An 8,647-nucleotide genomic window follows, 5' to 3' on the forward strand; every position below is an offset into this window, starting at 1 on the left:
CGGAAGCGGATTGTCACGAACCCGTTTCAGTCGTCTACTACGCCCCGCGAAGCCGAGCGGACGGAGAGCCCGGCACGACCTGAGGGGAGACGAGGATGAGATCGACCATCTGGATGGCGGGGGCCGCCGCGGCGCTTCTGGCCGGGGCCGCCGGGGCGCAGGACGCCGCCGTGGACCTCGACGCGCTGTATGCCGCCGCGCAGGAGGAAGGGATGCTGACCACCATCGCCCTGCCCCATGACTGGTGCAACTACGGCGCGATGATCGAGGGCTTCAAGGCGAAGTTTCCCGGCATCGAGGTCAACGAGCTGAACCCCAACGGGTCGTCGGCCGACGAGCTGGAGGCGGTGCGGGCCAACAGGGACAACACCGGCCCGCAGGCGCCGGACGTGCTGGACGTGGGCCTGAGCTTCGGCCCGGCCGCGCAGGAGGAGGGGCTGGTTCAGCCCTACAAGGTGTCGGTCTGGGATTCGATCCCCGAGGGCGCCAAGGACCCCGACGGCCACTGGTATGGCGACTACTACGGCGTCACCTCGTTCGTGGTGAACACCGACCTCGTGGACCCGGTGCCGGCCTCCTTCGCGGACCTGCTGAAGCCCGACTACGCGGGCATGGTGGCGCTGGCGGGCGACCCGCGCACGGCCAACAACGCCGCGATGGCGGTGATGGCGGCGGGGATCGCGCGCGGGGGCGAGCCGGGCGCGGGGACGGCCGAGGCCGGGCTCCAGTTCTTCAAGGAGATGAACGAGGCGGGCAACTTCGTGCCCGTGGACGCCTCGTCGGGGTCGCTGGCGCAGGGCACGACGCCCATCGTCGTGGACTGGGACTACAACGGCCTGTCCACGCGCGACCAGATGGCGGGCAACCCGCCGGTCGAGGTGGTCGTGCCCTCGGACGGGCTGGTGGCGGGGGTCTACGTGCAGGCGATCTCGGCCTATGCGCCGCACCCGAACGCCGCGAAGCTGTGGATGGAATACATCTACTCGGACGAGGGGCAGCTCCACTGGCTGTCGGGCTACTGCACGCCCATCCGCTTCACCGACATGGTGGCGCGGGGCGTGGTGCCGCAGGAGATGCTGGACAAGCTGCCGCCCGCCGAGGCCTACGAGGCCGCCGTCTTCCCGAGCCTGGAGCAGGTGACGACCCATTCCAGCGCCGTCCAGCAGGGCTGGGACACGGTGGTGGGCGCCGAGATCGCGGCCGAGTGACCGCAACGGGGCCCGGCGGCGCGATCCGCCGGGCCCTTCCCCCCTTGAAAGGACTCCCGGATGCCCGACGGCGCCCTGGCGGCCCCCGCGAGCGGGGCCGGACCGACAGCGCGGAGGCCGTGGCGGCCGCCGCTCGACTGGGTGGGCGTCGCGCCGTTCCTGGTCGTGGCGGTGCTGTTCCTGATCCTGCCGACGCTGCACATCGTGCAGGCGGCGTTCCGGGACGGGTCCGGTTCCTTCACTCTCGACAACCTGTGGGGGCTGAACGAGCCGTCGATCCGCCAGGCCTACTGGACCTCCATCCAGGTGAGCTTCCTGTCGGCGCTGATCGGCTGCGCGGCGGGGTTCGCGCTGGCGGCGGCGCTGGTGCTGGGGGGGCTGCCGCGCTGGGTCCGGGCGCCGATGATGACCTTCTCGGGCGTGGCGTCGAACTTCGCGGGGGTGCCCCTGGCCTTCGCCTTCATCGCCTCGGTCGGGCCGGCGGGGCTGTTCACGCTGCTGCTGCGGAACGAGTTCGGCATCAACCTGCGCGCCCATGGGTGGAACCTGTTCTCCACCTGGGGGCTGATCCTGACCTACCTCTACTTCCAGATCCCCCTGATGATCCTCATCATCACGCCGGCGCTGGAGGGGCTGCGGCGCGAATGGCGGGAGGCCGCGGCGTCGCTGGGGGCGACGGGCCTGCAATACTGGCGGATGGTGGCCGTCCCGATCCTGCTGCCGTCGATCCTGGGGACGCTGTGCCTGCTGTTCGCCAACGCCTTCGGCGCGGTGGCGACGGCGATGGCGCTGGCGGGGCCCACGTTCAACATCGCGCCGATCCTGCTGTTCAGCCAGATCCGGGGCGACGTGCTGGGCAATCCGGGGCTGGGCTACGCGCTGGCGCTGGGGATGATCGTCATCACCGGGGTCGCGAACGCGCTGTATATCGTGCTGCGCGCCCGGTCCGAGAGGTGGCTGCGATGACCCGTCCCGCCGCCTGGGTGGCGCTGGTGCTGGGGCTTCTGTATTTCGTGATCCCGCTGTGGGGGATGGCCGAGTTCAGCCTGCGGATGCGGCGGGGGGTCTATTCGCTGGACGCCTACGGGTCGGTGCTGGCGAACCCGGAGTTCCAGCGGACCTTCGGCTTCTCGGTGCTGATGGCGGTGGTGACCATCCTGGTGGGCGTGCTGCTGGTGGTGCCGACCGCCTACTGGGTGCGGCTGCGGATGCCGCGCCTGCGCCCGGTGGTGGAGTTCATCACGCTGCTGCCCCTGGTGATTCCGGCCATCGTCATCGCCTTCGGCTATATCCGGCTTTACAACACCGGGTCCTGGCTGCCGCTGACCGGGACCGCCGGGGGGGCGAACGTGCTGCTGCTGATGGGCTACACGATGCTGGCGCTGCCCTACATGTATCGCGCCGTCGATACCGGGCTGGCGTCGGTGGACGTGCGCACGCTGACCGAGGCGTCGCAGAGCCTTGGCGCGGGCTGGGGGACGATCCTCGGGCGGGTGATCCTGCCCAACGTCGTCGTCGCGGTGCTGTCGGGGGCCTTCCTGACCTTCGCCATCGTCATCGGCGAGTTCACCTTCGCCGCGCTGCTCGACCGGCCGGCCTTCGGGCCCTTCATGCAGCGGGTGGGAGAGGACTCGGCCTACGAGCCGTCCGCTCTCGCCGTCATCGCCTTCGCGATCACCTGGGCCTGCATGGGCCTCATCGGGCTGGTGACGCGGACCCAGAAGCACACGCGGGCGGGGGCCTGAATGGCGTATCTCGACATCCTGAACTTGCAGAAGTCCTTCGGGGCGAACCGGGTGGTGCGGGACTTCTCCCTCCCCATCGACAAGGGGGAGTTCGTGTCGCTGCTGGGGCCGTCGGGCTGCGGCAAGACCACGGTGCTGCGGATGGTGGCGGGGTTCGAGACGCCGGACGAGGGCGCGATCCGCATCGAGGGGCGGGACGTGGTGCCGCTGCGGCCGAACCAGAGGAACATCGGCATGGTGTTCCAGAGCTATGCGCTGTTCCCGAACCTGACGGTGGCGGGGAACGTGGGCTTCGGGCTGAAGGTCGCGGGCGTGGCGGGGGCCGAGACGCGGGCGCGCGTGGCCGAGATGCTGGAGCTGATCGGGCTGCCCGAGATGGGCGGGCGCTATCCGTTCCAGCTTTCGGGCGGGCAGCAGCAGCGGGTGGCCTTGGCGCGGGCGCTGGCCCCCCGGCCTCGGGTGCTGCTGCTGGACGAGCCGTTGTCGGCGCTGGACGCCAAGGTGCGGGTCCGGCTGCGCGGCGAGATCCGGGAGATCCAGCGGCGGCTGGGGATCACGACGATCTTCGTCACCCACGACCAGGAGGAGGCGCTGTCCATCTCCGACCGCGTGGTGGTGATGAACGGCGGCGTCGCCGATCAGGTCGGCACGCCCTTCGCGATCTACAACCAGCCGGCGACGCCCTTCGTCGCGGGCTTCGTCGGCGCGCTGACGCCCATCGAGGCGACGGTGGTCGATCCGCGCGCGGGCACGGTGTCGTCGGGGGGGATGGTGATGCACCTGGGCCGGGCGCTGCCGATGGCGGCGGGGACGGTGGTGCCCATCGCGCTGCGCCCGGAATCGGTGCGGCTGGGGCGCGAGGCGGGGCGGGAGATCGTGCTGCCCGCCACCGCGCGGGCGGTGGAGTTCATGGGGTCGGTGATCCGCATCCGCGCCGAGGCGGGGGGACAGAGCTTCCTCCTCGACACCTTCAACCGGGCCGACGCGCCGCCGCCGCAACCGGGCGAGCCGGTGGAGATCAGCTTCTCGGGCCGCGACGTCATCGTGATCGGAGGCTGACATGATCCCGTGGGACGCGCCGGGCCGCTTCTGGCGGGGCAACCTGCACACCCATTCCGACCGCAGCGACGGGGCGCTGCCGCCCGAGGAGGTCTGCCGCCGCTACCGCGCCGAGGGCTACGACTTCCTGGCGCTGACGGATCACTTCGTGGGCGCCTATGGCTATCCCATCGTGGACACGGTGCCCTTCCGCACCGACCGCTTCACCACGATCCTGGGGGCCGAGCTTCATTCGGGCGCCATGGCGAACGGCGAGCTGTGGCACATCCTCGCCGTGGGCCTGCCGCCCGGTTTCGCGCCGTCCCGCACGCCGACGTTCCAGCCGATCCCCGATCAGGAGAGCGCGCCGGACCTCGCGCGGCGGGCGGTGGAGGCCGGGGCCTTCGTCGCCATCGCCCATCCGCAATGGTCGGGGCTGACCGAGGCCGACGCCCGGTCCCTCGCCGGCATCGTCCACGCGGTCGAGACCTACAACCACGGCTGCGCGGTGGGCTGCGACCGGGCGGACGGGTTCCAGATGCTCGACCTGCTGCTGACCGAGGGGCACCGGCTGACCCTTTGCGCCACGGACGATGCCCATTTCACCGAGCCCGACCATTTCGGCGGCTGGGTCATGGTCAAGGCCGAGGCGAACGAGCCCGAGGCGCTGCTGGCGGCGCTGAAGGCGGGGGCCACCTACTCCAGCCAAGGGCCCGAGATCCGGGGGATCGAGCTTTCCGGCGACGCGCTGCGGGTGGACTGCTCGGCCGCGGCGGCGATCATCGTCTCGGGGCGCGGCACGGCGTCGAAGGCGATCCATGGCGAGTCGATGACGACCGGCGTCATGCCGCTCGGGCGGTTCGAGGGCTCGCCTTGGCTGCGGGTGACGGTGGTGGACCGGGCGGGGCGCAAGGCCTGGGCGAACCCGATCTGGCGCTGAGGGCCGGGCCGGAACATCGCGCGGGCTCGGCGGTTTGACGGGCGTCCCTTCCGCCGAGGTGCCCATGAGCCTGGACCATCGACCCGACGCCACGCCCCCTGCCCCGACCCCTGCCCCGACCTGGGGTGCGACCTGGGGCGCGACCTGGGGCGCGACCCTGGACGAGGAGGGGCGCGTCCGGTTCCGGCTCTGGGCGCCCGGAGCCGAGGCGCTGGCGCTGCGCGCCAGGGGCCGCGACCGGCCGATGGCGCGCGGGGGGGACGGCTGGTTCGAGTTGCGGGCCGACGACCTGCGGGCGGGGGACGATTACCTGTTCGTGCTGCCCGACGGGACGGCGGTGCCCGACCCGGCCTCGCGCTGGCAGCCGCAGGGGGTGCACGGCCCCTCGCGCCTGATCGACCCCCGCGCCTACCGCTGGCGCTGCGGGGCTTGGGCGGGACGCCCCTGGGAGGAAGCGGTGATCTACGAGCTGCACGTCGGCACCTTCACCCCCGAGGGCACCTTCGCGGGCGCGGCGCGGCGGCTGCGCGAGCTGGCCGGGACGGGCGTGACCGCCATCGAGATCATGCCGGTGGCGCAGTTCCCCGGCGCGCGCGGCTGGGGCTACGATGGCGTGTATCCCTATGCGCCGCACGCCGCCTACGGCGCCCCCGACGACCTGCGGGCGCTGGTGGACGCCGCGCACGAGGCGGGCCTGATGGTGCTCCTCGATGTCGTCTACAACCACTTCGGGCCGGACGGGAATTACCTGGGCCTCTACGCGCCGGGCTTCTTCGACGAGGAGCGCCACACCCCGTGGGGCGCGGCCATCGCCTACGAGCGCGCGCCGGTGCGGCGGTTCTTCATCGAGAACGCGCTGCACTGGCTGCGGGAGTTCCGGCTCGATGGGCTGCGGCTCGACGCGGTGGACCACCTGCGCGACCGCTCCGAGCCCGAGATCCTGGTGGAGATCGCCCGCGAGGTCAGGGCGACCTTCCCCGACCGGCCCATCCACCTGACGACCGAGGACAACCGCAACGTCACCCATCTCCACGCGCGGGGGCCGGGGGGGTCGGTGCCGCTGCATAGCGGCGAGTGGAACGACGACTTCCACAACGCCGCCCATGTCGTCGCGACGGGGGAGGAGGAGGGCTATTACGCCGACTTCGCCGGGGACCGCTGGCGGCTGCTGGCGCGGGCGCTGGCCGAGGGCTTCGCCTATCAGGGCGAGATCGCGCCGTCGTCGGGCGAGGCGCGGGGCGAGCCCTCGGGCCACCTGCCGCCCGTGGCCTTCGTGGACTTCCTCCAGAACCACGATCAGGTCGGCAACCGCGCGGGGGGCGAGCGGCTGTCGGTGCTGGCGGACCCCGCGATGCTGCGGGCGCTGACGGCGATGCTGCTGCTGTCGCCGCACATCCCGCTCCTGTTCATGGGGGAGGAGCATGGCGAGACGCGGCCCTTTCTGTTCTTCACCGACTACGAGGGGGAACTCGCGACGGCGGTGCGCGAGGGGCGGCGCAAGGAGTTCGCGGGGTTCCAGGCCCATGGCGGGGATGCGGAGGTGCCCGACCCCAACGACCCCGCGACCCTTGAGCGGTCCCGGATCGACTGGGACCGCCGCGCCTCGGCCGAGGGGCAGGCGCGGCTGGCGGAGGTGCGCGACCTGCTGGCGCTGCGGCGGGACCGGATCGTGCCTCACCTCGCGGGGACGGGGCCGGGCTGCGGCGCGGTGCTGTCGCACGAGGGGGGCGCGATCGCGGTGGACTGGCGGTTGGACGGGGGGTTGCTGCAACTGCGCGCCAATCTGGGCGAGGTGGCCCGTCCCCTGCCCCCGGCGCGGGGCGAGCTGCTGGTGGCGACGGGCGATCCGGGCACGGCGCCGTCGGTCGCGGTGCATCTGGACGCGGGCGCGCGCCGGGTGCGGCCCGTTTAGGCGAGATCGGGCTCGGCGAGGTAGGGCGCGACCAGCGCGCGGAGGTCCAGCCGCGCGCCCAGCCGCGCGGCGAGGAGGTAGAGACCGCCCAGCTTGCGCTGCACGAAGATCGCCTCGGCGGGCGGCACGCGCCAGGCGCTGCGGTCCTGGGCCAGCGCCGTCCCCCGGTCGCGCAGCACCTGGAGGAGGTCGCTGCGCCCGAAGTCGAAGGGACCGTCGTGCAGCATTGCCCCGGCGGCGAGGTCGAAGAGGGCCAGCGCCTCGGCCCGGTGCGCGGGCGGCGTGCGGTCGTCGAGCGCCCCGAAGGCCCGGAGCGCCGCCTCGGCCGCCGTCCGATCGCGGTCGCGGGCGGCCAGCAGCATCCTCCGGTAGAGCCGCGCGAGGTCCGGCGGCACCGACCGCGTCGCCCCGAAGTCGAGCAGCACCACCCGATCCCCGTCCCAGCGGTAGTTGGCGAGGTTGGGGTCGGTCTGCATCCAGCCCAGCCGGAACAGCTCCGCGAGCCCCAGGTCGAGGATGGCCGCCGCCACGCGGTCGCGGGTCGCCTGCGGGGCGCGGGCGAGCGACTCCAAGGGCTCGCCGGGCTCGTAGGTCATGGCGAGGACGCGGGGGGTGGACAGGTCCGCCGCCACCTCGGGCACCCGGAAGCGGGGGTCGTCCGCGAGGAGCGCCCCGAACCGGCGGAGGTGGCCGGCCTCGGCCGCGTAGTCGGCCTCCTCGCGCAGTTGCCGCTTGGCCTCGGCGAGCAGGGGGGCGAGGTCGAGGCCCTCGGGCGCGAGGCGCGAGAGGCGCAGGAGGGCGGCCACGTTGTCCACGTCGCTGTCGATGCTGCGGGCGACGCCGGGATACTGGACCTTGATGGCGAGGTCGCGGCCCTCGTCGTGATCGGCCCGCAGCCGCGCCCGGTGGACCTGCCCGATGGAGGCCGCCGCCAGGGGGCGCGTGTCGAAGTCCACGAAGCGCCCGCGCCAGCCCGGCCCCCATTCGCGGTCGAGCACCTGCCCGAGCTGGCGCGGCGGCATCGGGTCGGCCCCGGCGCGCAGGCGGGCGAGGATGTCCGACAGCTCGGGCGGCAGGAGGTCGCCCGCGTCCATCGACAGGAGCTGCCCCATCTTCATGGCCGCGCCGCGCATCTCGGCCAGCCGGTCGGCGACGCGCCGGGCGTTGGCGGGGGTGAGGAGGAGGTCGCCCATCCCCGGCCTCTCGCCCCGCGCCAGGGCGCGGGCCCCCTCGGCCAGCGTGCCGCCCGCGACCCCGGCGGCAAGGCCGCCCAGCCGCGTCAGCCGCGCGAGGCGGCCCGAGGGGATCGGCGTGCCCTTGGGGCGGGGGTCGCGGCTCATGGCCTCTCCTGCGGGTCGGGTGGCGGCGCCCGGACCACCTAGCCCGGGCGCGGGGAAGGCGAGCCGAATCAGCCGCAGGGCGGCCGCGAATCACCCCCGCGCCATGCCGGGACGGCCACCGCTCCGGGCCGCCCCAAGCGACGCGAGCGCTAACATCCCACGTTCAACCGCCACTTGCCATCGGCGGGTTTCCGTCCAGCGAAGCGATCCGGAGGCGCCGATCCGCCGGCCATCCGGCCAGGGAAAGGCGCGATCTCGCTGCTTCGCAGCGAAACGACCGGCAGGGACCCGCCACCCGGCCCGCCGGGCGTTTGCCCGCGCGGCGAGCCTCTCCTAACCAGCGTTCCATAACGAGGGGAACCTGAACACAATGACCATTTACTATGTATCGGCTTCTGGCGGTTCGTCGGGCGACGGGAGTTCCGGCTCGCCGTTCCGCACGATCGGGCAGGCGATGGGGTCCA

General features: G+C 72.9%; 7 protein-coding genes. 6 read left to right on the forward strand and 1 reads right to left on the reverse strand.

The annotated features are described in order from the left end of the window. The first annotated feature begins 95 nt into the window (after positions 1–95). The 6 genes from J2Z33_RS16030 to treZ all read left to right on the forward strand — a co-directional run bounded on the left by J2Z33_RS16030 (position 96) and on the right by treZ (position 6,843). Positions 96–1,208, forward strand: coding sequence for an ABC transporter substrate-binding protein (locus tag J2Z33_RS16030; protein ID WP_209842913.1), 1,113 nt, complete (start codon positions 96–98; stop codon positions 1,206–1,208). 60 nt (positions 1,209–1,268) lie between these two features. Further along, positions 1,269–2,174 (forward strand): ABC transporter permease, encoded by a 906-nt coding sequence (locus tag J2Z33_RS16035; protein WP_209842917.1) that lies wholly within the window; start codon positions 1,269–1,271, stop codon positions 2,172–2,174. Next, complete coding sequence (locus J2Z33_RS16040) at positions 2,171–2,953, forward strand: ABC transporter permease (RefSeq protein WP_209842919.1); 783 nt, start codon at positions 2,171–2,173, stop codon at positions 2,951–2,953. The genes J2Z33_RS16035 and J2Z33_RS16040 overlap by 4 nt, the downstream gene beginning before the upstream one ends. Then, entirely contained in the window at positions 2,954–4,012 is a 1,059-nt protein-coding gene (locus tag J2Z33_RS16045) for an ABC transporter ATP-binding protein (protein ID WP_209842921.1), read from the forward strand. Between the two features lies 1 nt (position 4,013). Beyond that, positions 4,014–4,931, forward strand: coding sequence for a PHP domain-containing protein (locus tag J2Z33_RS16050; RefSeq protein ID WP_209842923.1), 918 nt, complete (start codon positions 4,014–4,016; stop codon positions 4,929–4,931). Positions 4,932–4,995: 64 nt separating this feature from the next. Then, a complete protein-coding gene (treZ, locus tag J2Z33_RS16055) occupies positions 4,996–6,843 on the forward strand; it encodes a malto-oligosyltrehalose trehalohydrolase (protein ID WP_209842925.1) in 1,848 nt (615 codons plus the stop codon). Here treZ and J2Z33_RS16060 read toward each other — a convergent pair. Beyond that, positions 6,840–8,183, reverse strand: coding sequence for an ABC1 kinase family protein (locus tag J2Z33_RS16060; protein ID WP_209842927.1), 1,344 nt, complete (start codon positions 8,181–8,183; stop codon positions 6,840–6,842). The genes treZ and J2Z33_RS16060 overlap by 4 nt on opposite strands. Positions 8,184–8,647 lie beyond the last annotated feature (464 nt).

The organism is Rubellimicrobium aerolatum, assembly GCF_017872975.1.
Lineage (GTDB): Bacteria > Pseudomonadota > Alphaproteobacteria > Rhodobacterales > Rhodobacteraceae > Rubellimicrobium > Rubellimicrobium aerolatum.